We start from the raw sequence: 24,854 nt of genomic DNA, 5'->3' as shown, positions 1-24,854 counted from the left end.
CCTTAATGCATGGCAGTACAATTTAAATCAATGAGTGCAGGCTTCAATCGTAAAGCCACTCGCGGCGCTTAGCTGCGCGTGGCTTTTTTTACTGTGAAAACTGCATTTGTTACCGTCATGCGGGTGTGTTTTGCGAAATAGACTTTATGTTTGTTTCACAGAATTATTTATTCTCGCCGGTCTTGTGTTTTGGCAGCGAGCGCCAACATCGTAAACACGCTTTCTATAAGGTACGCCATGACAACTTCCAAATTAACTGAGCAAACTCAACTGCCGTTATTGCCGTTGCGGGATGTCGTCGTTTTCCCGCATATGGTGATACCGCTGTTCGTTGGCCGTCCAAAGTCGATCAAGGCGCTGGAAGCTGCGATGGAGCAGGGCAAGAGCATCATGCTTGCCGCTCAAAAAGCAGCCGCGAAGGACGAGCCATCGCCTTCGGACATCTATGAAATTGGCTGCGTCGCCAATATTCTGCAAATGCTGAAGCTGCCCGATGGCACCGTCAAGGTGCTGGTCGAAGGCGCGCAGCGTGCCCGTATCAACCACATCAGCGATGCGCCGACGCACTTCATCGCCGACCTGACGCCGCTCGAGTCCGAGCCGGGCGACGAGTCGGAAGTCGAAGCCATGCGCCGCGCGATCGTGCAGCAGTTCGACCAGTACGTCAAACTGAACAAAAAGATTCCACCAGAAATCCTCGCTTCGCTGTCCGGTATCGACGATGCCGGCCGCCTGGCCGACACGGTGGCCGCGCATCTGCCGCTGAAACTTGAGCAAAAACAAGTCATCCTGGAAATTTTCAGCGTGGCCAAGCGTCTCGAGCACCTGCTGGGCCAGCTCGAAGGCGAGCTCGACATCCTGCAGGTGGAAAAGCGCATCCGCGGCCGCGTGAAGCGCCAGATGGAAAAGTCGCAGCGCGAGTACTACCTGAACGAGCAAGTCAAGGCGATCCAGAAAGAACTGGGCGAGGGCGAAGATGGTGCCGACCTCGACGAGCTGGAGAAAAAAGTCGCTTCGGCAAAAATGCCGAAGGAAGCGCTCGACAAGGCCACCAACGAGCTGAAAAAACTCAAGCTGATGTCGCCGATGTCGGCCGAAGCCACCGTCGTGCGCAACTACATCGACACCCTCGTCAATTTGCCTTGGAAAAAGAAATCCAAGGTCAATAACGACCTGTCGAATGCGGAAAAAGTGCTCGAAGGCGACCACTACGGCCTCGACAAGGTCAAGGAACGCATCCTGGAGTACCTCGCGGTGCAACAGCGCGTCGACAAGCTCAAGGCGCCTATCCTGTGCTTCGTCGGTCCTCCGGGCGTGGGTAAAACCTCGCTGGGCCAATCCATCGCCCGCGCGACGAACCGCAAGTTCGTGCGCATGGCCCTGGGCGGCGTGCGCGACGAAGCCGAGATCCGCGGCCACCGCCGCACTTACATCGGCTCGATGCCGGGCAAGATCTTGCAATCGCTGTCGAAAGTCGGCGTGCGCAATCCTCTGTTCCTGCTCGATGAAGTCGACAAGATGGGCGCCGATTTCCGTGGCGATCCATCGTCGGCCCTGCTGGAAGTGCTGGACCCGGAACAGAACCACACGTTCTCCGACCATTACATCGAAGTCGATTTCGACTTGTCCGACGTGATGTTCGTGGCCACGTCGAACTCGTACAATATTCCGCCAGCCTTGCTTGACCGCATGGAAGTGATCCGTCTGTCCGGTTACACGGAAGACGAAAAGACCAGCATCGCGCAGCGTTATCTGTTGCCGAAGCAGATCAAGAACAATGGCTTGAAGGAAGAGGAAATCTCGGTGGCCGAGTCGGCCCTGCGCGACATCATCCGCTACTACACGCGGGAAGCCGGTGTGCGTTCGCTCGAGCGTGAAGTGTCGAAGATCTGCCGCAAGGTGGTCAAGATGCTGCTGCTGAAGAAATCCGACAAGAAAGTCATCGTCAACTCGAAGAACCTGGACAAATTCCTCGGTGTGCGCCGCTATGATTTCGGTGTCGCAGAGAAAGAAAACCAGGTGGGCCAGGTGGTCGGTCTGGCATGGACGGAAGTGGGCGGCGATCTGCTGACCATCGAAGCCGTGTCGATGCCGGGCAAGGGCGGCGTGATCCGCACGGGTACCCTGGGCGACGTCATGAAAGAGTCGATCGAGGCAGCCCGCACGGTGGTGCGCAGCCGGGCACAGCGCCTGGGCATCAAGGCGGACGTGTTCGAGAAGAGCGATATCCACATCCACGTGCCGGAAGGCGCGACACCGAAGGATGGTCCTTCGGCTGGCGCGGCCATGACGGTGGCGATGGTGTCGGTCTTCACGGGCATCCCCGTACGCGCCGACGTGGCGATGACGGGCGAGATCACCTTGCGCGGCGAAGTGTTGCCGATTGGCGGCCTGAAAGAAAAGCTGCTGGCGGCTCATCGCGGCGGCATCAAGACGGTCCTGATTCCCGAGCAGAACGTGAAAGACCTGGCCGACATTCCGGACAACGTCAAGAACAAGCTCGAGATCGTCCCGGTGCGCTGGATCGACAAAGTGCTGGAAATCGCCCTCGAACGCATGCCTGAAGCGTTGGCGGACGTCGCTGCGGTGGAGGCTGTCACGGCCGCCGCGGCCAAGCCTGACGCGGCCGGCGAGGTAGTAAAACACTAACGTTTTACCCCTGTTTTCCCCAAACAAGCGCTTTTAGAGCGCTTGTTTTATATTGAAACGTGAATTGCGCCCCCAAAGCGCTTGACACATATACAGTGTGGCTTGTTTAATACGCCTGCACATTTTTTTCGCCGGACAGCTGTGGTGCCAAAAGTGCCGCAACGATACGGTAAACGTTTTATACCTTTGTAATTGGGGATGCTAGTGAACAAGACTGAATTGATCGACCACATTGCTGAAAAAGCTGACATTTCCAAAGCCGCCGCTGCGCGCGCACTCGACGCTGTTATCGGCGGCGTGACGGAAACTTTGAAAAACAACGACAGCGTGACGCTGGTTGGTTTTGGCACTTTCTCGGTCAGCGAACGCGCTGAGCGTACCGGCCGCAATCCGCGTACCAAAGAAGCGATCACGATCGAAGCTGCAAAAGTTCCAAAATTTAAAGCTGGTAAAGCTTTGAAGGATGCTGTAAACTAACGGACTTCGGTGAGGTGACAATCACCGGAAACATTTGGCGGCGCCTCCGGGTGCCGCGATTTCAGGGTTGAAGTTCTACGAATCGCAACCCTGAATGCAAATGCAAGTAGTACTGTGTATTTTTCGGAGTGGTAGTTCAGTTGGTTAGAATGCCGGCCTGTCACGTCGGAGGTCGCGGGTTCGAGTCCCGTCCGCTCCGCCAAAAAAATACGCTCTTAAGGAGTGGTAGTTCAGTTGGTTAGAATACCGGCCTGTCACGTCGGGGGTCGCGGGTTCGAGTCCCGTCCGCTCCGCCAGAATATAGAAGCCCGCGCTGCTGAATAAGTAGTGCGGGTTTTTCTTTTTCAGCGCCAGATTATCTCGGCGCGCCGCCTTTTAAAATTCCATCGTGCCGTTTTGAATAAAAACACCGCATTTAAATCCGCTTTAAGCTGCGCCGTGTTAAATGATCGAACCCGGCGCCTTGCCCGCCATGCGGCGCCAGGGCAGGGCGCGCGCCCTGATTTACTCTTGCTATAGCGCTATGGGCATTGTAGAATCAGGAGATAATGGCTTGGGCGTCAGAATCCTGCTTTAGTTCCAGCGCCAAGTTGTTGAATCTAAAGGGGAAGTGGACATCTGTCCCGTCCATTCCGCCGAAGAAATCAAGGCGAACGCATGTTCGCCTTTTTTTATAGTGATCCACTCATCCCGAATTGGCTGACCATGTTTGAATTTATTCGTACCCATCGACGCTTGATGCAGTTTCTCCTGATGCTGGTCATCGTCCCGTCTTTTGCACTGGTCGGTATCAGCGGCTACCAAAGCTTCGGCGATGGCGCGAACACCATCGCCAAGGTCGGCGACCAGGTCGTTACGCAGCAGCAATATGAAGAAGCGCAACGCCAGCAGATCGACCGCTACCGCCAGATGATGGGCGAGCAGTTCGACCAGAAAATGTTCGACACGCCGGAAGCGCGCCAGAGCATCCTCGACAACCTGATCGCCGAGCGCGCCGTGGCCGCCGAAGTGGGCCGCAGCCACCTGGTCATCAGCGATGCCGTGCTGCAAAAGGAAGTGCTGGAAATCCCAGGCTTGACCTTGCCGGACGGTAAATTCGACCTGGAACGCTACAAGGCCATGCTGGCCGCCCAAGGCATGACGCCGCAGATGTACGATGCGCGCCGCCGCAGTGACCTGGCCCTGCAGCAACTGGCCGGCGCCGTGCAAGGCACTGCCTTCGCGCCGAGCACCGTCTCCAAGCGCCTGTCCGACATCACCTCGGAAGAGCGTGAAGTGCAGGAACTGCTGCTGCCGATCGCCCAGTACGTGTCGGAAGTCAAAGTGACGGACGCCATGATCAAGGCTTTCTATGACAAGAACAGCAAGTTCTTCGAAATCCCGGAACAAGCGAAGGTCGAGTACGTCGTGCTGGATGACAGCGCCGCCAGCGAGCAGGTCGACGTCACCGACGCTGACGTGACCAGCTACTATGCGAAGAACCAGAAAGCCTACACGACGGAAGAAGCGCGCCAGGCCAGCCACATCCTCGTAGCCGTCAAGAAAGACGCGTCGGCCGCCGACAAGGCAGCCGCCAAGGCCAAGGCCGAAGCCATCCTGGCGGAAGTCCGCAAGGCGCCAGCCAGCTTTGCCGCCGTGGCGAAAGCCAAGTCGGAAGATCCGGCGTCCGCGGAACAGGGCGGCGACCTGGGCGTGATTGGCAAGGATGGTTTGCCGGCACCGCTGCTGAGCGCTGTCGCGAAACTCAAGCAAGGCGAAATCAGCGACGTCGTCGCTTCCGATTTCGGCTTCCACATCCTGACCGTCACCTCGCTCAAGCCACAGCACGTCCGTGCACTGGACGAAGTGCGCGGCGAAATCACGGCCGACCTGCGCAAGCAATTTGCTGCCAAGAAATACTCGGAAATGGCCGAGACGTTCACCAACACGGTCTACGAGCAATCGGACAGCCTGAAGCCGGTGGCCGACAAGCTGAAGCTGAAAGTGGAAACCGTCGCCAATCTGTCGCGCACGCCGTCGCCAGCACTGGGCAAAGCGCCGTTCAACAACGCCAAGTTCCTGACCGCCATCTTCTCGAACGACTCGCTGAAAGACAAGCGCAACACGGAAGCCGTCACCGTCGCACCGAACGTGCTGATCGCCGGCCGCGTGGTGGAATTCAAGCCTGCCTCGAAGCGTCCGCTGGCCGAAGTCGAAGCGATGATCCGTCAGCGCGTGACGATGGAAGAAGCGGAAAAACTGGCCAAGAAAGCGGGCGAGACCAAGCTGGCCGCCTTGAAGGCTTCCGGTGACGCCACCGGTTTCGGCGCGGCGCAATGGGTATCGCGCAGCAAGCTCGACGGCATCAACCGCGCCGCCATCGCGCAAGTCATGAAAGCGGACACGAGCAAGCTGCCAGCCTATGTGGGCGTGGACCTGCCAGCCCTGGGCTACGGCATTTACCGCATCGCCAAGGTGCAGCAGCCAGCACAAGTGGACGCAGCTCGCCGCCAGCAAGAGAAAGACCAGATCAGCGGCATCCTGGCACAACAGGAAATGTTCGATTACGTCGAATACCTGAAAGCCAAGGCCAAGGTGAAGATCGTCAAGCCGGTGACTGCTCCGGTTGCTGCAGCGCCGGAAGCACCGTAATCAGTTTTAGCCCATAAAAATAGCCGCTCTTGAGCGGCTATTTTTTTGTTTGCGAGTCGGGAATTTTATTTAACCCAACGGCGTAAGACTGGGGTCGGACCCTCAGGGTCCGACCCCGGCAGTTCGGACTTCGGGGTGAACATTGAGTGAGCTTATTAACCGGCTTACTTCGCCCCCAGCAACGGCGCCAGCCGCGGCCAGATATTCCTTAAAATCGTCGGATGCGCATTCGCATTCGGGTGCATGCGGTCGGCCTGGAACAGCTGCGGCTGGTCGGCGATGCCTTCGAACATGAAGGGTACCAGCGGCGCCTTCCATTCCTTGGCCAGCTTGCCGTACACGCCATAAAACTGCTCGCCATAGGCGCGGCCATAGTTGGGCGGCATGCGCATGCCCACCAGCACCACCTGCGCGCCCGATTTTTTGGCTGCCTCGCCCATGGCGCGCAGATTCGCTTCGGCGGCCGCCACGGGCAATCCGCGCAAGCCGTCGTTGGCGCCCAGCTCGATCAGCACGACATCGGGCTGGTGCTTGGTCAGCAGGGCGGGCAGGCGCGCGCGTCCGCCGCTGGTGGTCTCGCCGCTGATGCTGGCGTTGACGATGCGCGTATCGTTCTTTTGCGCTTGCAGCCGCTGTTCCAGCAGCGCCACCCAGCCCGTGCCCCGTGCCAGCCCATACTCGGCAGACAAACTGTCGCCGAGCACCAGCAGCGTTTTTGGTGCAGAATAGGCGTTCGTCATGCCTGACACCAGCAGCAGGGCTGCCGCAGGAAGCAAGGACAGCGTACGCCGCCGCATGCGGCTGCTGCCCTCGACACTTATTTGTTCACGAAATTTTTTAAGATAGATCAGCATGCCCGAATTCCCTAAAGCGACTTCCACCAGTTTTCTCCCATCAGACGCAGCGGCCCAGCGGCCCGCCGCACCCAACAGCCAAAATGCCCAGCCGGCCATCGAAGTGGTCCAGCTGGCCAAGCGCGTACCCGATGCCGATGGTGAGCTGACCATCCTGCATCAAGTCGATTTTACCGTGCAAACGGCGGAGACGCTGGCCATCGTCGGCGCCTCCGGTTCCGGCAAGTCCACGTTGCTGGGTTTGCTGGCGGGACTGGACACGCCGAGCGAAGGCAAGGTCATCCTCGACGGCACCGATATCTTCGCCCTCGATGAAGACGGCCGCGCCGGCTTTCGCAAGGAAAAGCTTGGTTTCGTGTTCCAGTCCTTCCAGCTGCTGGCCCATTTGACGGCGCTGGAAAACGTCATGCTGCCGCTGGAGTTGCGCGGCGACCCGGACGCGAAGGAAAAGGCGCAAGCCATGCTGGGCAGGGTCAACCTGGGTAGCCGCCTGAAGCATTATCCGAAATACCTGTCCGGCGGCGAGCAGCAGCGCGTGGCCCTGGCCCGCGCGTTCGTCACGGAGCCGCCGCTGCTGTTCGCCGATGAACCGACGGGCAGCCTCGATGCCGCTACCGGCGAAGCCGTGATCCAGCTGATGTTCGAGCTGAACCGCGAACGCGGGTCGACCCTGGTGCTCGTCACGCACGACAGTTCGATCGCGGCCCGTTGCGGGCGGACGATTACGATTGCGGCGGGTCGGCTGGTGTGATTGTTAGTGGCGGTTGTCGGATTACGCATTCCGCTAATCCGACCTACCCGACCTACGCGACCTTCGGGGCGTAGCTTGGATTAGCGCAGCGTAATCCTGCACAAGCGCGCCAGATGCTTATGCCGACAAGGCATTGATCAACTTGCGTATCGCGGGTATCAATTCCCCCGCCGTCAGCCCGATCGGGCCGCTGCCTGCGGCCACCAGCGCATCGGCCGCCGCGCCATGCAGCCACACGGCGCCTATCGCCGCTTCCCATTCAGGCCAGCCTTGCGCGAGCAGGCTGCCGCACAGGCCGGACAATACGTCGCCCGTGCCGGCCGTCGCCAGCGCGGGGCCGCCCGTGTTGTTGACGACGACCTGGCCATCGGGCGCGGCGATCACCGTGCCCGAACCTTTCAATGCCACGATGACGCCCAGCTGCGTGGCCAGCTGGCGCGCCGCGCCCAGGCGGTCGGCCTGCACCTCGGCCACCGTCAGGTCGAGCAGGCGCGCCGCTTCCAGCGGATGCGGCGTCAATATCGTCGCTCCCGCGCCCGTGCGCACGGCCAGCGCCGATTGCAGCTCCGGCTCGGCCGCCATCAGGTTCAGCGCATCCGCGTCCAGCAGCAGCGGGCTGTCGCTGTCAATGGCACGCTGCAGCAGCTCCACCGTGCCGGCCTTGTCGCCGAGGCCGGGACCGGCCACCAGCGCGGCGAAGTGCAGGCCCGAGAAATCCACGTCCCTCGCGTGCCGGCACATCAGCTCCGGCTGGCCGCTGTCGAAGGCGGGCGGCGCGTCGGGAAAGGCGATATACACTCGTCCCGCGCCCGCATGCAGGGCCGTGCGGGCCGCCAGGATGGGGGCGCCGGCCATGCCTTGCGCGCCGCCGATGATGGCCACGCTGCCGTAGCTGCCCTTGTGCGTGTTCTGGCGCCGTGGCAGCAGATGGCGGGCGAACAGGTGCAGGCCACCCAGCTGGGTCTTGGCGGGCGGCAGCAGGGAAGGGGCGATGGCCAGCGCCGCCACTTCCACATCCCCCGCATGGTCGCGGCCATTCGCCGTGTGCAGGCCCGGCTTGTCGCCGATGAAGGTGAGCGTATGCGTGGCGCGGATGGCGACGCCGTCGATGGCGCCCGTGTCCGCATTCAGGCCGCTGGGCACGTCGAGCGCCAGCACGGGGCAATCGAGGTTGTTGACCAGCTGCGCCATGTCGCGGCATTCGCCGTCCAGGGGGCGCGATGCGCCGATGCCGAACAGGCCATCGATGACGAGGTGCCATGGCGCCGCGCCCACCGCGGCCGACGCCATCGACGTTGCCGCATCCATGAAGCGCGCGGCGCTGTTGCGTGCGCGGCTCAGCGCCTGTTCGCGCTCGGGCGACGTGGCTTGCGCCTCGGGCGCCAGCCAGACGAGCACCTCGGTGCCGCTGCCGGCCAGGTGCGCGGCCGCTTCCAGCGCGTCGCCGCCGTTGTCGCCGGGGCCAGCCAGCACCAGGACGCGCCGGTGGCCCGCGTCTTCGCCATCGTCCTGGGCATGCAGCAGCTTCAGGGCGGCACTGGCGGCAGCCTGGCCCGCGCGCTGCATCAGCAGCCCTTGCGGCAGGTCGCGCATGGCCGCCTGTTCGATGGCGCGCAGTTCGGCGATGGAATACAAGGGGGCGGCAGAGTCGATCAGGTTCATGGAGCGTGTTCCGTTAGTCAGCATATCTTCAACATAAGGCCGAAGCGGGCGAAAGGCAAGCCGCGCACGCCTGCGGTGCGCCGTAATTGTGCGGCTACAATAGCCATCTCACATAAGTACGGGGGGCAAGGCGATGGACTGGCAATTCTGGATCGACCGGGGCGGCACCTTTACGGACATCGTGGCGCGCCGTCCTGACGGCAGCCTGGCCACGCATAAACTGCTGTCGGAGAACCCGGGCCAGTACCGCGACGCGGCGCTGGCGGGCATGCGCCAGCTGATGGACCTGGCGCCTGGTGCGCCGTTGCCCGTCGAACTGGTGGGCGCCATCAAGATGGGCACGACGGTGGCGACCAATGCGCTGCTCGAACGCAAGGGTGAGCCCACCGTGCTGGCCATCACGCGCGGTTTTCGCGACGCCTTGCGCATCGCCTACCAGAACCGCCCGCAGCTGTTCGCGCGCCAGATCATTGTGCCCGAACTGCTGTATGGCGACGTGATCGAGATCGATGAGCGCGTGGGCGCCCATGGCGACGTCGTGACCCCGCTCGACGAGACGGCCGCGCGCACGGCGCTGGAACAGGCCTATGGACGCGGCGTGCGCGCCATCGCGGTCGTGCTGATGCACGGCTACCGCCATCACGCGCACGAGGCGCGGGTGGCGCAGCTGGCGCGCGAAGCCGGTTTTACGCAGGTGTCCGTGTCGCACGAAGTGAGCCCCATGATGAAACTGGTGGCGCGCGGCGACACCACGGTGGTCGACGCCTATCTGTCGCCGATTTTGCGCCGCTACGTTGACCAGCTGGCGATGGAGCTGCCCGGCGTGCATTTGCAATTCATGCAGTCGAACGGCGGCTTGACGGATGCGCGTGCCTTCCAGGGCAAGGACAGCATTTTGTCCGGTCCCGCCGGCGGCATCGTCGGCATGGTGCGCGCCAGCGCGCTGGCCGGTTTTGATAAAGTCATCGGCTTCGACATGGGCGGCACGTCCACCGACGTGTCGCATTACGCGGGCGAGTTCGAACGCGTGTTCGAGACGCAGATCGCCGGCGTGCGCATGCGCGCGCCCATGATGAGCATCCACACGGTGGCCGCTGGCGGCGGCTCCATCCTGCATTTCGACGGCGCCCGCTACAAGGTGGGGCCGGACAGCGCGGGCGCCAATCCCGGCCCCGCCAGCTACCGGCGCGGCGGCCCGCTGGCCGTCACCGACTGCAACGTCATGCTGGGCAAGCTGCAGCCTGCGTTCTTCCCACGCGTCTTCGGCCCCGAGGCCAATGAAGCGCTGGACGTGGCCACCGTGCGCGCCCAGTTCGAAGCGCTGGCGCGCACGGTGAACTCGACGCCGGAACAGGTGGCCGAAGGCTATGTCGCCATCGCGGTCGGCAACATGGCCAACGCCATCAAGCAGATTTCCGTGCAGCGCGGCCACGACGTCACCGAATACACCCTGACCAGCTTTGGCGGCGCGGGCGGCCAGCATGCCTGCCTGGTGGCCGACGCGCTGGGCATGCGCACGGTGTTCATCCACAGCCTGGCGGGCGTCATGTCGGCCTACGGCATGGGCTTGGCCGACCAGAGCGCGATGCGCGAGCGTGCCATCGAAGCGGCCTTGGGCGCGGACCTGGCCGGCGATTTCGCGCAACTGGGTGAACTGGCGCGTGGCGACTTGCTGCGCCAGGGCGTGGCACAGGAACGCGTCGCGCTGGTGTCGCGCGTGCACCTGCGCTACGAAGGCACGGATTCGGCCCTCGTCGTGCTGTTCGATACGGTGGCCAGCATGCAGGCGCAGTTCGAAACGGCGTACAAAAAACGCTTTTCCTTTCTGATGCCGGCGCGTGCGCTGATCGTCGAAGCCATTTCCGTGGAAGCCATCGGCGCGTCCGATGCGCCGCGAGTGGCCGCGCCGGCCCATGCGGCGCGCGCGGGTGGGCTGGCGCCCGTGCAGACGGTGGACATGTACTGCGCCGGCGCGTGGCGGCCAAGCGGCCTGTATGCGGCGGACAGCTTGCGCCCTGGTGATACTATCGATGGCCCGGCCATCGTCAGCGACGCCAATGCCACCACGGTCATCGAGCCGGGCTGGCGCGCGGAAGTGACGGCGCACGGCCATTTGGTCTTGCGCAGGGTCGCCGCCTTGCCTGAACGCCGCGCCATCGGGACCAATGCCGACCCCGTGATGCTGGAAATTTTCAATAACCTGTTCATGTCGATCGCCGAGCAGATGGGGCTGCGCCTGCAAAATACGGCCCATTCCGTCAACATCAAGGAGCGGCTCGATTTCAGCTGCGCCATCTTCGACGCGCAAGGCCATTTGATCGCCAACGCGCCGCACATGCCCGTGCACCTGGGTTCCATGGGCGAGAGCATCCGCACCGTCATGACGCGCAATGCGGGCGCCATGCGGCCGGGCGACGTCTACATGCTGAACGACCCGTACCACGGTGGCACGCATCTGCCCGACGTGACGGTGATCTCGCCCGTGTTCGACGAAGCGGGCGGCGCCATTCTGTTCTATGTCGGCTCGCGCGGCCACCATGCCGATATCGGCGGCACGACACCCGGTTCCATGCCGCCCGACTCCACGCGCATCGAGGAAGAGGGCGTGTTGATCGACAATTTCAAGCTGGTCGACGGCGCCACGGGGCGGTTAGCAGAGGCGGAAACACTGGCCCAGCTGGCGGGCGCCAGCTGGCCGGCCCGCAATCCCCGGCAAAACCTGGCCGACCTGCGCGCCCAGGTGGCGGCCAACCAGAAGGGGGCCGACGAACTGCACAAGATGGTCGCGCATTTCGGTTTGCCGGTCGTGCAAGCCTACATGGGCCACGTGCAGGACAATGCCGAGGAAGCCGTGCGCAGGGTCATCACGACCTTGAAGGATGGCAGCTACGCGCTGGACCTGGACAATGGCGCGCAGATCAAAGTGGCGATCAGGGTCGACGCAGCTGCACGCAGCGCCGTCATCGATTTCACGGGAACCTCAAGCCAGCTGCCGAACAACTTCAATGCGCCGTCCGCCGTCTGCATGGCGGCCGTGCTGTACGTGTTCCGCACCCTCGTCGACGACGATATACCGCTGAACGCGGGCTGTTTGAAGCCGCTCACGGTGATCATCCCGCCCGGTTCCATGCTCAACCCGCAGTATCCTGCGTCCGTCGTCTCGGGCAATGTGGAAACATCGACCTGCATCACCAACGCCCTGTATGGCGCGCTGGGTGCCATGGCCGCCTCGCAGGGCACGATGAACAATTTCACGTTCGGCAGCGCCAAATATCAGTACTACGAGACGATATCGGGCGGCTCGGGGGCCGGCCCCGGTTTTGACGGCACGGACGTGGTGCAGACGAACATGACCAATTCGCGCCTGACGGACCCGGAAATTCTCGAGTGGCGCTTTCCCGTGCGGCTCGACAGCTACAGCATTCGCGCAGGTTCGGGCGGGGCGGGGCGCTGGCACGGCGGCAATGGCGGCGTGCGCCGGGTGCGCTTTTTGGAGCCGATGACGGCGGCGATCTTGTCGAACAACCGCATCCATCCGCCTTTCGGCATGGACGGCGGCGCGCCGGGCGCGCTGGGGCGCAATTACGTCGAGCGGGTTGACGGCACGGTGGAGCACTTGCCCCATATCGGCAAGACGGACATGTACCCCGGCGACGTGTTCGTGATCGAGACGCCCGGCGGCGGCGGCTACGGCAAGACGGAATAGGCCGTGGCTCCGCTGAGCTGCGCACGCACCTGGCCCACGTCGCGCATGGGCGCGCGGCCGAACTGGCGGCTGTATTCGCGGCTGAACTGCGATTCGCTGGCGTAGCCGACCCGGTAGCCGGCCGTGCCCGCGTCGATCTGCTCGACCAGCATCAGGCGCCGCGCCTCCTGCAGCCGCAGCAGTTTCTGGTACTGCATCGGCGTCATGGCCGTAATCGCCTTGAAGTGGTGGTGCAGCGACGACATGCTCATGTTCGCCATGCCGGCCAGGTGCTCGATGCGCAGCGGCTCGCAATAATTGTGCTTGATCCAGTCGATGGCTTGCCCCACCTGGTGCGACTGGCTGCTGGCCAGCGCCATGTGGCGCAGGCGCGCGCCGACAGGGCCATTGAGCAGGCGGTAGGTCAGCTCGCGGCGGATCAATGGCGCCAAGGTGGCGATTTCCCCCGGTTTGTCGAGCAGGCGCACGAGGCGCAGCATGGCGTCGAGCAGTTCGGCCGACACGTCGCTGACGGAAATGCCGCGCGTGGCGGGCAGGATTTTCTGCTGCGCCACGCTGTCGCTGCCGCTTTCGCTGTCGAGCAGCGCGGCCACGTCGGCGATGTCGATGCCCAGCACCACGCACAGGTGCGGTTTGTCCACGCTTGCTTCCACCACGCGCACCTGCACCGGCAAGTCGACGGACGTCAGCAGATACTGCATGCGGCTGTAGTGGAAGGTTTCCGTGCCCAGGGTGACGTCTTTCGCGCCCTGCGCGATGATGGCCACGCTGGGGCGCGCCGCATGGAACAGCGATTCCGTGACAGACGACTGGCGGTGGAAACTGAGGTTGCCGATGGCCGTCGTGTAGTCGCCCGTGCGCGGCGCGTGGCGGCTGATCAGGGCGGCGATTTCATCTTGCGGAGTAAGTGGCGTGGACATGGCGTTCAGTATGCGTGAGGCGAAGAAGGGCAGGGGCTGATCTTACGCAGATTTGGAGGATCGTGCAAAGGTCTTGCAGGATCGCGGTAACGGCGGCCGGGCATCTCGGGCACACTTGTGCAATCGCATGCATGGCACGCGTCACCCCTCGCCACACACATCTAGATACAGGAGTTTTCATGACCACCATCGCCAAAGGCTACGCCGCACTGGGCCCGACTTCCGCACTGCAACCGTTCACGTTCGAGCGCCGCGCCCCGCGCGAAGACGACGTGGCCATCTCGATCAAATACTGTGGCGTGTGCCATTCCGATATCCACCAGGCGCGCGACGAATGGGGCGGCGCCGCTTTCCCGATGGTGCCCGGCCATGAAATCGCCGGCGTCGTCACGGCCGTCGGCGCCAACGTCAGCAAGTTCAAGGTGGGCGACCACGTGGGCGTGGGCTGCTTCGTCGACTCGTGCACCACCTGCAAGACGCGCAACGTGGACCTGGAACAGTACATGCCAGGCCTGATCCAGACCTACAACGGCGTCGAAGCGGACGGCAAGACGGCCACGCAGGGCGGCTACTCGGACAGCATCGTCGTCAAGGAAGGCTATGTGCTGTCGATTCCCGACAACCTGCCGCTGGACGCCGCGGCGCCGCTGCTGTGCGCCGGCATCACCCTGTATTCGCCGCTGAACCACTGGAAAGCCGGTCCTGGCAAGCAGGTCGCCATCCTGGGCATGGGTGGCCTGGGCCACATGGGCGTGAAAATCGCCCACGCCATGGGTGCCGAAGTGACGGTGCTGAGCCAGACTTTGTCGAAGCGCGAAGACGGCCTGCGCCTGGGCGCCGACCATTACTACGCCACCAACGACGCGGAAACGTTCACCAAACTGGCCGGCACGTTCGATTTGATCATCTGCACCGTGGGCGCGGCGATCGACTGGAACCAGTACATCAACCTGCTGAAAGTCGACGGCAACATGGTCATCGTCGGCATCCCCGATGGCGCCGTGCCGCCGATCAGTGCCTTCGGCCTGGTGGGCGCGCGCCGCAGCCTGTCCGGCTCCATGATCGGCTCGATCAAGGAAACCCAGGAAATGCTGGATTTCTGCGGCAAGCACAATATTGTGTCGGACATCGAGATCATCCGCATCCAGGATATCAATGAGGCGTTCGAGCGGGTAGTGAAGAGCGATGTGCGCTATCGTTTCGTGATCGACATGGCATCTTTGTAACGTTCGAGAAAAAGCCCAGGGCGTTGTTACCGCGTCTCGCCGTACTATTCGTACTGTCTTCGACGCGGCGCCTAGCCCTGGGCATTTTTCGGGCGTTCCAACCGGTATGCTTTAAAAGCAAAACCGGCTGTTATCTGGTTGACCTGTGTTTGTTGGATTACGCGCCTTGCGCTAATCCAACCTACGCACGTTCAGCGTTCCGGTAGGTCGGATTAGCGCGCAAGCGCGTAATCCGACATCCCCGCGGACTCCCCATCCCCGCCAAAAATCAAGCTCCCGCGTCAATTTTTCTTTCCTTGCATCAAAAATCGGCATAAAATGAAACCGTACAGTACAGTTTTACTACGTAGATTTGAAAAAAACCAGCCATCCCCGGCGTATTTGCCTGGGCAGGGGAGGCGTCATGGATAAAAAATGGACACTTCAGTAAATAAAGGAGCGCCGGTGATCCCGGCGGTCTTCAGGGGCAAGCGGCTTGCCTTGACGGTTTTCGGTATTTTTCTCGGATTTTCCGGCCTGGCCCTGGCCGCCGGCGGCATCGAACTCATTACCCTCGGCGGTTCCTGGTACTACCTGCTGGCCGGTCTCGGCCTGCTCCTCGCCGGCGTGCTGTATCTGCGCCGCAAACCGCTGGCGAGCGGCATCGTCGCCGCGCTGGTCATCGCCACCCTGGTCTGGGCCGTGTGGGAAATCGGCTTCGCCTTCTGGCCCATGGTACCGCGCCTGGCGTCGTTCCTCGTCATCGGCCTGGTGGCCGCCTTGCTGCATCCGTGGCTGGCGGGGCGCAAGCACACTGGCCAGTCGCGCGGTTTCGCGGCTCTGGTTGCCGTCGTGCTGGTGGCCGGTTTCGCCGCCATGTTCAAGCCGCATGGCGTGCTTGAGGCCACCGTGCAGCCGCAGCAGGATGCGCTGGCGGCGGTGAACGGCGGCAGCGCCAACTGGGCGCACTACGGCTATGGCCCGAAGGGCACGCGCTTCGCGCCGTACACGCAGATCGACAAGCAGAATATCGACAAGCTGCAAGTGGCGTGGACCTACCGCTCGGGCGAACTGGCCGAAGGCGCGTCCGAATCGCAAAACACGCCGCTGCAGATCGGCGACACCATCTATACGTGCACGCCGACGAGCAAGGTCATCGCGCTCGATGCGGACACGGGCAAGGAGCGCTGGACCTTCGATCCGAAGCCGGCCAACATCAAGACGTGGAACCGCTGCCGCGGCGTCGGCTATTACGAGCCGGCGAAGGTGGCGAATCCTTTCCATTTTGACGGCATGCAGGCGGCCAGCGCGCCTGTCGCGGGAGCGTGCGCCAAGCGCATCGTGCAAGTGACCATGGATGCGCGCCTGATCCAGATCGACGCGCAGACGGGCAAGCAGTGCGAAGGCTTCGGCGACAAGGGCTCGGTCGACCTCACCGTCGGCCTGGGCAAGGTCAAGATGAACGTGCCGTACTACGCCTACACATCCGCGCCCACGGTGGCGCGCAACCTGATCATCCTCGGCGGCTGGGTGTTCGATGGCCGCTCCACCGATGAACCGTCGGGCGTCGTGCGCGCCTACAGCGCCGACACGGGGGAACTGGTGTGGGCCTGGGACCTGGGCAATCCGGCTATCACGAAGCTGCCGCCGGAAGGGCAGACGTACACGCGCAGCACGCCGAACATGTGGTCGGCGCCCGCGTTTGATGATGAGTTGGGTCTGGTCTACCTGCCGACGGGGAACGAGCAGCCGGACTTCTGGGGCGGCAAGCGTCCGCCGCTGACGGAAAAATACGCGTCGGCCATCGTTGCCCTCGACATGGCCACGGGCCGCGAACGCTGGACGTATCAAACGGTCCACCACGATATCTGGGATTATGACGTGGCCGCGCAGCCGGCGCTGTACGACGTCCCGGACAGCAAGGGTGGCAAGATCCCCGCGCTGGTGCAGCTGACCAAGCGTGGCCAGATCTTCATGCTGGACCGCCGCACGGGCAAACCGATTGCGGAAGTCTTGGAAAAACCCGTGCCACAGGAGCACGCGGCCGGCGACTGGGTGGCCAAGACGCAGCCATACTCCATCGGCATGCCGGCCCTTGGTGCGGAAACGCTCACGGAGCGCGACATGTGGGGCGCCACCTTCTTCGACCAGCTGGCCTGCCGCATCAGCTTCCGCAAGCTCAATTACCAGGGCGAGTTCACGGCGCCAAGCACGAAAGAGACCTTGATCTACCCCGGCTACTATGGCGGCTTCAACTGGGGCGGCGCGGCCGTCGATGAAAGCAATGGCTATATGTTTGTCAACGATATCCGCATGCCGCAAGTGGTCAAGCTGGTGCCGCGCGAAACGGTGGACGTGGCCAAGCTGACGTCGGGCCACGGCGTGGGCAGCACCTATCCGATGGATGGCACGCCGTTCGTCATCGACCACAAGGCCTTCAATTCGCCGCTGGGCATACCGTGCCAAAGCCCGCCATGGGGCGTGTTTGCCGCCATCGACCTCAAGACCAAGAAAAAAGTGTGGGAGCGTCCGGCCGGTACGGTGCAGGATGCGGTGGTCAATGGCGTCAAGGCGAGGCTGCCCATCCCGCTAGGCATGCCGACCCTGGGCGGCGGCATGAGCACGGCGTCCGGCCTCGTGTTTTATGCGGGCACGCAGGATTACTATTTGCGCGCCATGGATATCGCCACCGGCCATGAAGTGTGGAAGGCGCGCATGCCCGTCGGCTCGCAAGGCACGCCGATGACCTATGTGTCGCCCAAGTCGGGTCGCCAGTACGTCGTGGTGGTCGCGGGCGGCGCCCGCCAGAGCCCGGACCGCGGGGATTACGTGATAGCATACGCGCTTCCCAAGACACAGTAAGAGTTTGCTTCATGCCCCAGTTGCGCACCGTTCCAGCTTCCCCGAGTACCCGAAGCGAGGAGCGGCGGCGCAAGCTGCTGGTGGCGGCATCGAGACTCTTTCTTGACTCCGGCTACGACGGCGTCAGCATGGACGCCATCGTGGCCGAGGCGGGCGGCTCGAAAGCCACCGCCTACCGCTACTTCGGCAGCAAGCAGGAACTGCTGGTAGCCGTGGTCGAATACCTGTGCGCCGACTTCATCATCGCGCTGCGCCAGCTCGATACCTCGCAAGCGGGCCTGGAACAGGGCTTGCAGCTGATCCTCGATGAACTGGTGGCCGTCGTCACCAGCCCCCGCCACGTGGATTTCTACCGCCTCGTCGTCACGGGCGCCGCCGCCGTGCCAGCCGTGGGCCAGACCTGGTACGAACACGGCCCGCAAGTGTGGCATGCGCTCATCCTGCGCCTGCTGGAACAGCAGCGCACCCAGGGCCGCATCGCGCCCGATACCTCGTTTTCCAACCTGCCGCAAATCCTGTTCGACGCTGTTTTTTCGCATCTGACCACGCGTACCGTGATGCTGGGGCAGGGCGGCAATGCGGCTACGTTCCGGCCGCTGATTGCGGAGTTGATTGAGCTGGTGGTGGCGCGGGTGGAACGCAGGGCGGACTAGCGGGGCCGTAATCCGACTGTGCTGAAAGGTGAGCAGCTGAAGCCGTCGGGCAGCATTGCGTTAGCCGTGGAGTTAGTCCTGCCAGGAACACCTGCGCCATCTTATCCCTGGCCGTCGTGTACGTCTCTTTCGCCCCGAAGCGGACGTTGGGGGAACTGATTCTTAAGTCGGGGAATTAGATGCCGGCTGACTTAATTGGCAGCCTAAAGGTGAACAATCGCTGGGCGATTACTGAGTAACGAGCCTCAATGATCATGATTGACCGAGTTGTTGGCGCGCCGATTGCCACTCAGGCCAAACAGCCTCTGCAACAATGTCCGGGTAGCCGCGTTTCGCCTCCATCATTTCAGCTTGTGAAGCCGGCATCGTCATGCAAACCGCTTTGTCACGGATAGCGATGACTTCAGGCTCTGTCAATGACCTGCCCAACGATTTTTCAGCGTGGAGAAGAACGGTCACAAGCGCAGGGATGAAAACCAAGCAGAGACGGTCTTCATAATTGTGCGTAGGCGGGGGCGGCGCTTGCCGCTTTTTGAATATTCCAAACATTTAAATGTAGAAAGGCATAAAAATAATAATCAATAAAATTCTGGCAATGTAGTGGTCAACCCATCCCGGACACTACGTTAAGTTTTTCTTCGGCGACGGCCGGTGCCAATCCGTGATTGAACTGATGTGGCCGTATCCAGTTATACCTGTGCATCAGGTAATGGCTGATGTCCCGTTGTGCTTCCTGTGCCGTCATGTAACCAGTTGACGGCAGCCATTCAGTTTTGAAGCTGCGGAACAGCCGTTCCATCGGAGAGTTATCCCAACAATTTCCCCGACGGCTCATACTCTGTCGTATCCGATAGCGCCACAAGCGCTGACGGAATTTTCGACTGGCGTACTGGCTGCCTTGATCCGAATGAAACAGCAGGCCCTGCGGTCGACCTCGCTGCTCGTAAGCCATTTCCAGCGCTTGCACAACAAGGTCGGCGTCGGGCCGTAGCGAGAATGCCCAGCCCACCGCTCGGCGAGCGAACAAATCCAACACCACTGCCAAGTAATACCATCGGCCTTGCGCCCAGACATAGGTGATGTCTCCGCACCAGGCCTGATTTGGCGCCTCGACTGTGAATTCACGATTGAGGTGGTTCGGAATATCGACCCGCTCCACCGTAGCCTGCTTATAGGCATGGCTGCCAGGCTGTTTGCAGACCAGCCCTAGCTCTTCCATCAAACGACTGACTTTGAAGCGGCCAATTGCCGTGCCTTCCTCGCGCATCATGCCCATGATGCTGCGGCTTCCCGCCGAACTGCGACTCTCGACGAACAGCTCGTGCACGCGGCTACGCAATGCCATGCGCTCAACATCAATGTGCCGGGCGCGCTCCCGATGCGCGTACAGGCATGACCGCGCTACGTCGAACACCGCGCAGATCAACTCGATTGATTCGTTACCACAAATCTGATCGATTACCTCGTACGTTCTATCCCTTCCGACATCAAGAGCGCGGTAGCCTTTTTTAAAATGGACTTCTCCCGCTCGAGACGCTCAATGCGCGCTTCGAGTTCCTGTATTCGCTGCTGATCAGGCGTCATTGCCTTACTCTGTGGCGTGATGCCTTGCCGCTCCAACTGAAGCTGCTGCACCCAGCGGCGCAGCACTGATTCGCCGATGCCGACCGAACGGCTTGCCTCCGTATGGCTATATCCTTGGTCCAGTACCAGGCATGCCGCCTGCTGTTTGAACTCAGGGGAAAACGTACGTCTTTGCTTGCTCATCAAACACCTCTCCATGGCGAGCATTCTCGCCTAAATCAGTGTCCGGGTACATTAAACCACTACACAATGACCGCTTCTGGTCGAACAAAGTCCAGACTATCGCAACTATTCCTGAGCTGGCGGCAAGTCTTCAGCCTTTGCGATCGCGTGCCCACATGAGACAAGAAAAGCTTTTGTAGCACCGAAGAGTTTGTTGTCTTCGATGAGCTTTGCCATCAGCGTTCCTTTCGCGTTTCGTCGCGCTATCACTAGCGAGTTCAGCACGAAATACTCAGTCCATACGGAGCCGTCAGACTCTAGCGCTCGTAGCACATCGATTTCAGTTATTTCCATAGATTCACTTTCTATACGTGTGCTCTTGGCCGGTTGCCGTCGTTGACCGATTGAATCCGCAGCCGATTGCTGTCTGAATCAGCCGGAGGCTGCATAGCACTAAGCGTCCGTTGTCTTCACAGCATTCGCTAAGTGGCTTCGTTTATGTTTTTTTGAGAGCGACACACCCACAATCCAAGATATGGCGAATGCCGCTAAAATTCTTCCAAAGGTCTTAGGGTCGTTTGCCAATGCTGGCAGAGCGGCAATGGCTACCGATAGCCAGTTGTAGACAGAAGCACCGTTTACAGCGTTTCTTCCCAAGTGCTTATTTAGCATTCCTCCTAGGCCATGAAAGGCCCATGCAACAAAGGGGGTCAGGAACATTAATAAGGTGGTGGCAGCTTGTTGTTCCATGTGTTTTTCGTATTCAATTTTGAGCGGCTGCTCTTGGCCGAACCCGGCCGCTTGCCTCAGCATATCAGATTGACAAACGGAAAATTCCTTAGGCTCGCTCGACAGGCTGCATCCGCCCCAAAGCGGTCTTTGTTCAAGAGTTCTACTTCTCGTAAAAACCACTACAAAGGTGACACCCAAAAATTCCACCATAGTGGAAATTATGATCTGAACAATAGGCGGCACTTGGGCTATATCCTTCTTGGCAATATGTAACCTCCTCAAAAATAGCTCTATTGGAGGATGCTAGTTGCCGCGCGTTTTGATAGCCCAACCTTAATGAAACCTGCATCGGTCTTCTGTCGCGCACACTTTCCATCACTGCTTTTCGCAGTTCAATCTCACTAACAAAAACTCCCTGCGCACGGATGAGCTTAAGTCCTTCTTCCCGCATAGTAGGAGCTATTTTCGCCCACAGCTGAACTCGAACTGGTTCTTCCATCTTTCGTACCTCATCAATTCCTCTAACTGTCTGTTCCTGACCGGAGGCCGCCTAAAAGGCATCACCTAAGCATAGCGGACGCGCAGCGTCTCACTTTGTTAGTATCATGGATCGACGTACTCGGAAGCAGAAGTCTTGCCTCCCTCATTGGCGCACCAAACCGTAACACGGCGCCTGACGTTGACAGCACCAAAACCAAGCCGCCCTTGATTGTTATTTGATCAAATGGATTGGATTGATCCGAAACAAACGTCCAAACAGGTTCATGACTTTGCAGCGATTCCAAAACGACTACGCCGATTGAGCCGTGTTCCGCAGCCTCTCCGCACTTGACTATGTACTGACCACCATACAGCTCTTCTTGCGCCAGAATCGCGACATTGAGCCAACCGCCAAGCTCCTGTTTTTCATGTACTCTGGCCATTCTGGTTTCGTGCACTTCGTAGATATCACCGTTGGTGCACACGAGGCCATTGTGGCTTCGCACCTCCTGGTTCTTCCACTTTGTTGCCATCACTGTCATTGATTCCATATTTAGAAATGGGCGACTGCACGCCCTGAATTAAACAACTTGTGTTCTTGCCCATCGCAAACTTATTCAACATCCGCTCTTGGCCAGATTCGGCCATACGCAACTAGCCCTTTCTTTTGGTCTTTTTACGTTGCAAAATCGACCTGCATTCGTCTTCGGTTGGCACGTTTTTCTCAATCAGTATGGTATGCCAGCCACCGCAATCAGGGTCACGGCAGCCACACACAGTTGTTCGCACCGGGTGCTGGGTTAATCCATCGCGCTTCTGAATAGCATTAGTTCGTTCCTGACTCTTGATAAGGTGGACTAGCGCGCCTCGGCTCAAAAAATTTCCTGCCATGATTTTCCTCTAGGTGCCTTGAACCGCACAAAACGTTAACGTTTTCAATGTCTGCTGTTGGCTACTGCCGTTGGCAATTCAAACCGGCGGGTCAATCCGCTGGATGCAGCACTTTACTCCAAATGGCTGGTCGCTTCATTACTGAGAGCACGCTAAAGTGTAGCGGCCATCGCAAGCTTCTGCTTTAGCCAAACATCAGATGCCATGTCGCGCCGATCATGATGGGAGCTCCATCGCAGGCGCTCTGCCGCGGTTGCCTCGGTCGGATGTGATGGCCTCGCTGTGCCCCATGGTCGTGTTGCACCAGGAGCGAATGTTATAGTGGCGAAAATTTATTTACTGAAAGAAACAGCCATGAAAAACGACGCAACCACTCGCCCGCAAGCTAACCAGGCGCCTGCCAGGCTCAGCAAAGGGGACTTCGTCACCGTACTGCGCAAGCTGCTGCAAGAAGAAGCAAAGGCCGGCAAGTCCAGCGTGGACGTACGCGCTGCGAACCTGCACACCGAGGTTGGCGTTTATCCGGCGCGCGGCCACTCCATGCCGACCTGTTGCACGGTGATGTATGAAGAGATGCAGCCGGGTGACGAGATACTGCTGACGCCACCTGGCGGCAAGGGAGCTACGCTGCTGGTACGGTATAAATTCCCTCGTTGATGCAGGCGCTGCAGTGGCAGCGAACCTATTGCCAAGTACCAATCGTCGCTAACTTATAACGTGCACAAGCAGGCGCTTCGCTGAGGCCACCTTGGTTGGATGGTGGCCCGCTTCAATAGTTTTTAAATATTTATATAAGCTCTTATATAAACGGTGCTACCATGGTTGCATGAAACCTGGACTAGGCACGCAATTACGACATCTCATCGAACTGCTCGACGGCGCGGTCGAGCAGGCCTACGTGGAAGCGGGGCTCGATTACCGGCCGCGCTACACGCCGGTGATGCGGGTGCTGGCCGAGCAGCCGAGCGCGACCATTGGAGAGCTGGCGGCCCTGGGCGGCCTCACGCAGCCTGCCGCGACCCAGACAGTGGCCTTGATGGTGAAGAAGGGCCTGTTGACGGTGGTCGCCGGCGGCGAAGACGGCAGGCAGCGCGTGGTGCGCCTCAGCGCCGCTGGCGCAGCGCTGCTGCCGCGCCTGCGGTTGTGCTGGCAGGCGACCAAATCCGCGGCCGACAGCCTCGATGCGGAACTGGCGTTTCCCTTGTCCGACTGCCTTGCACAGGCGATCGCCGTACTCGAGACGCGTTCCTTCGGCGCACGCATTCGCGATGGCAGGCTGCGCCTGGATACCCGCTCTGACGCAGCGACGACAACACCTGACGAGTAACCTGAATGATGCCGCCACGCACACTTTTCACACAACGATCAAACGTTTCGCAGTCCAACTTGGAGGAATGTATGTCAGGTAGAAAGAAGCTTGCCGCAGCAATCGTATTGGGCACGTTGTTGTCGTTGCGCGCCTTTGCGGCGGAGGACACCGCCTTGAACGCGGCCGATCGCACGGCGATCGTGCAGACACTCGCAGTGAAAATGAACGCGAATTACATCGAGCCAGCGGTGGCCGAACGGGTCGGCAGTGCGATTGCCAGGAAAAATGCCGAAGGAGGCTATGCGACCGCCTCCAGCGTGAAGGCCTTCAGTGCGGCGCTGGCGAAGGACTTGCGGGAACTGAGCGGTGACTTGCATTTCGGCGCCGCGTTTTACGAAGGTCTTCGTGAGCGCAGCGGTGCCGCCGAAGTGCCCAGCCGCGCCAAGATTGACGAATGGCGCGACCAGACCACCCGGCGCGGCTATGACATCGAGAAGATCGAACGCCTTCCCGGCAACGTCGGCTATATCGAGCTGCGCGGCTTCGGCGGTCCGGAATTCGTCGCTGCGGCGTACACGGCGGCGATGTCGCTCATGGCAGGGACGGATGCGCTGATCCTCGACCTGCGCCGTAACGGCGGCGGCAGCCCGGCCAGCGTGGCTTACTTGATGAGTCATTTCTTCCCGTTCGGCGACGAGCGTCACCTGATCGACATGTACGATCGCCCGACCGGTACGACGCGGCAGTTCTGGACCGTGAAGACGGTCGCACAGCGTTACGACAAGCCCCTGTACGTGCTGACCTCGGCCCGCACGTTTTCCGGCGGGGAGGATTTCTCCTATGGCATCCAGGCGCAGAAACGGGGGACGGTGGTCGGAGAAACCACCGGCGGCGGCTCCAATCCCGTGAGCTGGTACAACGTGGGGCAGGACATCATTGTCGCGATTCCGACCGCGCGCACGACCAATGCCGTCACCAAAACCAACTGGGAGCATGTCGGCGTGAAACCGGACATCGCCGTGCCGGCGGCGCAAGCGTTGCAGACGGCGCATGTCGCCATCCTGCGCAACCTGGTGTCATCGGCCAAGGAGGGCAACGAGCGCAAGGAACTGCAGCGCGTGCTGGCGATGACGGAGAAGGGGGAGTCCGAGAAGCCGGTCTACACGCTCAGGGGCGAGCGTTGATATCGCGAAGCTGATCAAGCTTGTGGCGGCGTGGGGGCGTAGGTCGGATTAGCGGCGGCACGCCGCGTAATCCGACACTACTGAGCCAACAATGGTGTCGGATTACGCTACGCTAATCCGACCTACGTGTCCGACCTACGTG

General features: G+C 60.9%; 18 protein-coding genes and 2 tRNA genes. 13 read left to right on the top strand and 7 right to left on the bottom strand.

Annotation, left to right across the window (positions count from 1 at the left end; genetic code table 11):
• The first annotated feature begins 237 nt into the window (after positions 1 to 237).
• From lon to MRBLMS1_RS26085, 5 genes are all read left to right on the top strand, one after another.
• Positions 238 to 2,649: an endopeptidase La gene (lon, locus tag MRBLMS1_RS26105; protein ID WP_086138046.1), complete on the top strand. Its 2,412-nt coding sequence runs from the start codon at positions 238 to 240 to the stop codon at positions 2,647 to 2,649.
• Positions 2,650 to 2,853: 204 nt separating this feature from the next.
• On the top strand, positions 2,854 to 3,126 hold the full coding sequence (locus MRBLMS1_RS26100; protein ID WP_010398442.1) for an HU family DNA-binding protein: 273 nt from the start codon (positions 2,854 to 2,856) through the stop codon (positions 3,124 to 3,126).
• Positions 3,127 to 3,251: 125 nt separating this feature from the next.
• Positions 3,252 to 3,328 (top strand) — tRNA-Asp (locus MRBLMS1_RS26095).
• A 17-nt stretch (positions 3,329 to 3,345) separates the two neighbouring features.
• A tRNA-Asp gene (locus MRBLMS1_RS26090) sits at positions 3,346 to 3,422 on the top strand.
• Between the two features lie 409 nt (positions 3,423 to 3,831).
• Positions 3,832 to 5,757 carry a SurA N-terminal domain-containing protein gene (locus tag MRBLMS1_RS26085; protein ID WP_485883100.1) on the top strand — a complete coding sequence of 642 codons (1,926 nt, stop codon included), beginning with the start codon at positions 3,832 to 3,834 and terminating at the stop codon, positions 5,755 to 5,757.
• 164 nt (positions 5,758 to 5,921) lie between these two features.
• Here the strand turns inward: MRBLMS1_RS26085 and MRBLMS1_RS26080 are convergent, their stop codons facing one another.
• A complete protein-coding gene (locus tag MRBLMS1_RS26080) occupies positions 5,922 to 6,611 on the bottom strand; it encodes an arylesterase (protein ID WP_485883098.1) in 690 nt (229 codons plus the stop codon).
• Here MRBLMS1_RS26080 and MRBLMS1_RS26075 point away from each other — a divergent pair.
• Positions 6,610 to 7,362 carry an ABC transporter ATP-binding protein gene (locus MRBLMS1_RS26075; protein WP_046685128.1) on the top strand — a complete coding sequence of 251 codons (753 nt, stop codon included), beginning with the start codon at positions 6,610 to 6,612 and terminating at the stop codon, positions 7,360 to 7,362. The genes MRBLMS1_RS26080 and MRBLMS1_RS26075 overlap by 2 nt on opposite strands.
• Before the next feature lie 117 nt (positions 7,363 to 7,479).
• Here MRBLMS1_RS26075 and MRBLMS1_RS26070 read toward each other — a convergent pair whose 3' ends face one another.
• Positions 7,480 to 9,024, bottom strand: a complete 1,545-nt coding sequence (locus MRBLMS1_RS26070; protein WP_485883096.1) for an NAD(P)H-hydrate dehydratase — start codon at positions 9,022 to 9,024, stop codon at positions 7,480 to 7,482.
• 133 nt (positions 9,025 to 9,157) lie between these two features.
• Between MRBLMS1_RS26070 and MRBLMS1_RS26065 the strand changes: the two genes are divergently transcribed.
• Complete coding sequence (locus MRBLMS1_RS26065) at positions 9,158 to 12,730, top strand: hydantoinase B/oxoprolinase family protein (RefSeq protein ID WP_485883094.1); 3,573 nt, start codon at positions 9,158 to 9,160, stop codon at positions 12,728 to 12,730.
• Here MRBLMS1_RS26065 and MRBLMS1_RS26060 read toward each other — a convergent pair.
• Entirely contained in the window at positions 12,712 to 13,650 is a 939-nt protein-coding gene (locus MRBLMS1_RS26060) for an AraC family transcriptional regulator (protein ID WP_456131026.1), read from the bottom strand. The two genes, MRBLMS1_RS26065 and MRBLMS1_RS26060, sit on opposite strands and share 19 nt — an antisense overlap.
• A 179-nt stretch (positions 13,651 to 13,829) precedes the next feature.
• On the opposite strand from MRBLMS1_RS26060, the gene MRBLMS1_RS26055 reads away from it, so the two are divergent.
• The 3 genes from MRBLMS1_RS26055 to MRBLMS1_RS26045 all read left to right on the top strand — a co-directional run bounded on the left by MRBLMS1_RS26055 (position 13,830) and on the right by MRBLMS1_RS26045 (position 18,370).
• Complete coding sequence (locus MRBLMS1_RS26055; protein ID WP_219329380.1) at positions 13,830 to 14,876, top strand: NAD(P)-dependent alcohol dehydrogenase; 1,047 nt, start codon at positions 13,830 to 13,832, stop codon at positions 14,874 to 14,876.
• A 414-nt stretch (positions 14,877 to 15,290) separates the two neighbouring features.
• Positions 15,291 to 17,717 carry a membrane-bound PQQ-dependent dehydrogenase, glucose/quinate/shikimate family gene (locus tag MRBLMS1_RS26050; RefSeq protein ID WP_485883091.1) on the top strand — a complete coding sequence of 809 codons (2,427 nt, stop codon included), beginning with the start codon at positions 15,291 to 15,293 and terminating at the stop codon, positions 17,715 to 17,717.
• A gap of 11 nt (positions 17,718 to 17,728) precedes the next feature.
• A complete protein-coding gene (locus MRBLMS1_RS26045) occupies positions 17,729 to 18,370 on the top strand; it encodes a TetR/AcrR family transcriptional regulator (protein ID WP_128139372.1) in 642 nt (213 codons plus the stop codon).
• 604 nt (positions 18,371 to 18,974) lie between these two features.
• On the opposite strand, the gene MRBLMS1_RS26040 is transcribed toward MRBLMS1_RS26045, so the two are convergent.
• The 4 genes from MRBLMS1_RS26040 to MRBLMS1_RS26025 form a co-directional block, all read right to left on the bottom strand.
• Positions 18,975 to 20,137, bottom strand: a protein-coding gene (locus tag MRBLMS1_RS26040; protein ID WP_485883338.1) for an IS3 family transposase whose coding sequence is annotated in 2 segments (ribosomal slippage) — positions 18,975 to 19,882 and positions 19,882 to 20,137 — 1,164 coding nt in all. Because the reading frame shifts where the segments join, the coding sequence is not laid out codon by codon here.
• A 432-nt stretch (positions 20,138 to 20,569) separates the two neighbouring features.
• Complete coding sequence (locus MRBLMS1_RS26035; RefSeq protein ID WP_485883088.1) at positions 20,570 to 20,866, bottom strand: hypothetical protein; 297 nt, start codon at positions 20,864 to 20,866, stop codon at positions 20,570 to 20,572.
• A gap of 142 nt (positions 20,867 to 21,008) precedes the next feature.
• Positions 21,009 to 21,347 (bottom strand): hypothetical protein, encoded by a 339-nt coding sequence (locus tag MRBLMS1_RS26030; RefSeq protein WP_485883086.1) that lies wholly within the window; start codon positions 21,345 to 21,347, stop codon positions 21,009 to 21,011.
• A gap of 61 nt (positions 21,348 to 21,408) precedes the next feature.
• Positions 21,409 to 21,870, bottom strand: a complete 462-nt coding sequence (locus MRBLMS1_RS26025; RefSeq protein ID WP_485883084.1) for a hypothetical protein — start codon at positions 21,868 to 21,870, stop codon at positions 21,409 to 21,411.
• A 703-nt stretch (positions 21,871 to 22,573) separates the two neighbouring features.
• Between MRBLMS1_RS26025 and MRBLMS1_RS26020 the strand changes: the two genes are divergently transcribed.
• The 3 genes from MRBLMS1_RS26020 (at position 22,574) to MRBLMS1_RS26010 (ending at position 24,712) form a co-directional block, all read left to right on the top strand.
• A complete protein-coding gene (locus MRBLMS1_RS26020; protein WP_436480839.1) occupies positions 22,574 to 22,876 on the top strand; it encodes an HNH endonuclease in 303 nt (100 codons plus the stop codon).
• A 169-nt stretch (positions 22,877 to 23,045) separates the two neighbouring features.
• Complete coding sequence (locus MRBLMS1_RS26015) at positions 23,046 to 23,546, top strand: MarR family winged helix-turn-helix transcriptional regulator (RefSeq protein WP_485883081.1); 501 nt, start codon at positions 23,046 to 23,048, stop codon at positions 23,544 to 23,546.
• Positions 23,547 to 23,617: 71 nt separating this feature from the next.
• The gene (locus MRBLMS1_RS26010) at positions 23,618 to 24,712 is read left to right on the top strand and encodes a S41 family peptidase (RefSeq protein ID WP_485883079.1); all 1,095 of its coding nucleotides are present in this window, start codon (positions 23,618 to 23,620) and stop codon (positions 24,710 to 24,712) included.
• Positions 24,713 to 24,854: the final 142 nt, after the last annotated feature.

The organism is Massilia sp. LMS1-1-1.1, assembly GCF_040815535.1.
GTDB lineage: Bacteria > Pseudomonadota > Gammaproteobacteria > Burkholderiales > Burkholderiaceae_D > Janthinobacterium > Janthinobacterium aestuarii.
The sequence above is the reverse complement of the archived record's forward strand: the minus strand, read 5'-3'. Positions and strand labels throughout refer to the sequence as shown.

Coding starts and splice junctions, on each gene's coding strand:
- lon (WP_086138046.1), top strand. CDS start 238: ATGACAACTTCCAAATTAACTGAGCAAACTCAACTGCCGTTATTGCCG.
- MRBLMS1_RS26085 (WP_485883100.1), top strand. CDS start 3,832: ATGTTTGAATTTATTCGTACCCATCGACGCTTGATGCAGTTTCTCCTG.
- MRBLMS1_RS26075 (WP_046685128.1), top strand. CDS start 6,610: ATGCCCGAATTCCCTAAAGCGACTTCCACCAGTTTTCTCCCATCAGAC.
- MRBLMS1_RS26080 (WP_485883098.1), bottom strand. CDS start 6,611: ATGCTGATCTATCTTAAAAAATTTCGTGAACAAATAAGTGTCGAGGGC.
- MRBLMS1_RS26070 (WP_485883096.1), bottom strand. CDS start 9,024: ATGAACCTGATCGACTCTGCCGCCCCCTTGTATTCCATCGCCGAACTG.
- MRBLMS1_RS26065 (WP_485883094.1), top strand. CDS start 9,158: ATGGACTGGCAATTCTGGATCGACCGGGGCGGCACCTTTACGGACATC.
- MRBLMS1_RS26060 (WP_456131026.1), bottom strand. CDS start 13,650: ATGTCCACGCCACTTACTCCGCAAGATGAAATCGCCGCCCTGATCAGC.
- MRBLMS1_RS26055 (WP_219329380.1), top strand. CDS start 13,830: ATGACCACCATCGCCAAAGGCTACGCCGCACTGGGCCCGACTTCCGCA.
- MRBLMS1_RS26050 (WP_485883091.1), top strand. CDS start 15,291: ATGGACACTTCAGTAAATAAAGGAGCGCCGGTGATCCCGGCGGTCTTC.
- MRBLMS1_RS26045 (WP_128139372.1), top strand. CDS start 17,729: ATGCCCCAGTTGCGCACCGTTCCAGCTTCCCCGAGTACCCGAAGCGAG.
- MRBLMS1_RS26035 (WP_485883088.1), bottom strand. CDS start 20,866: ATGGAACAACAAGCTGCCACCACCTTATTAATGTTCCTGACCCCCTTT.
- MRBLMS1_RS26030 (WP_485883086.1), bottom strand. CDS start 21,347: ATGGAAGAACCAGTTCGAGTTCAGCTGTGGGCGAAAATAGCTCCTACT.
- MRBLMS1_RS26025 (WP_485883084.1), bottom strand. CDS start 21,870: ATGACAGTGATGGCAACAAAGTGGAAGAACCAGGAGGTGCGAAGCCAC.
- MRBLMS1_RS26020 (WP_436480839.1), top strand. CDS start 22,574: ATGAAAAACGACGCAACCACTCGCCCGCAAGCTAACCAGGCGCCTGCC.
- MRBLMS1_RS26015 (WP_485883081.1), top strand. CDS start 23,046: ATGAAACCTGGACTAGGCACGCAATTACGACATCTCATCGAACTGCTC.
- MRBLMS1_RS26010 (WP_485883079.1), top strand. CDS start 23,618: ATGTCAGGTAGAAAGAAGCTTGCCGCAGCAATCGTATTGGGCACGTTG.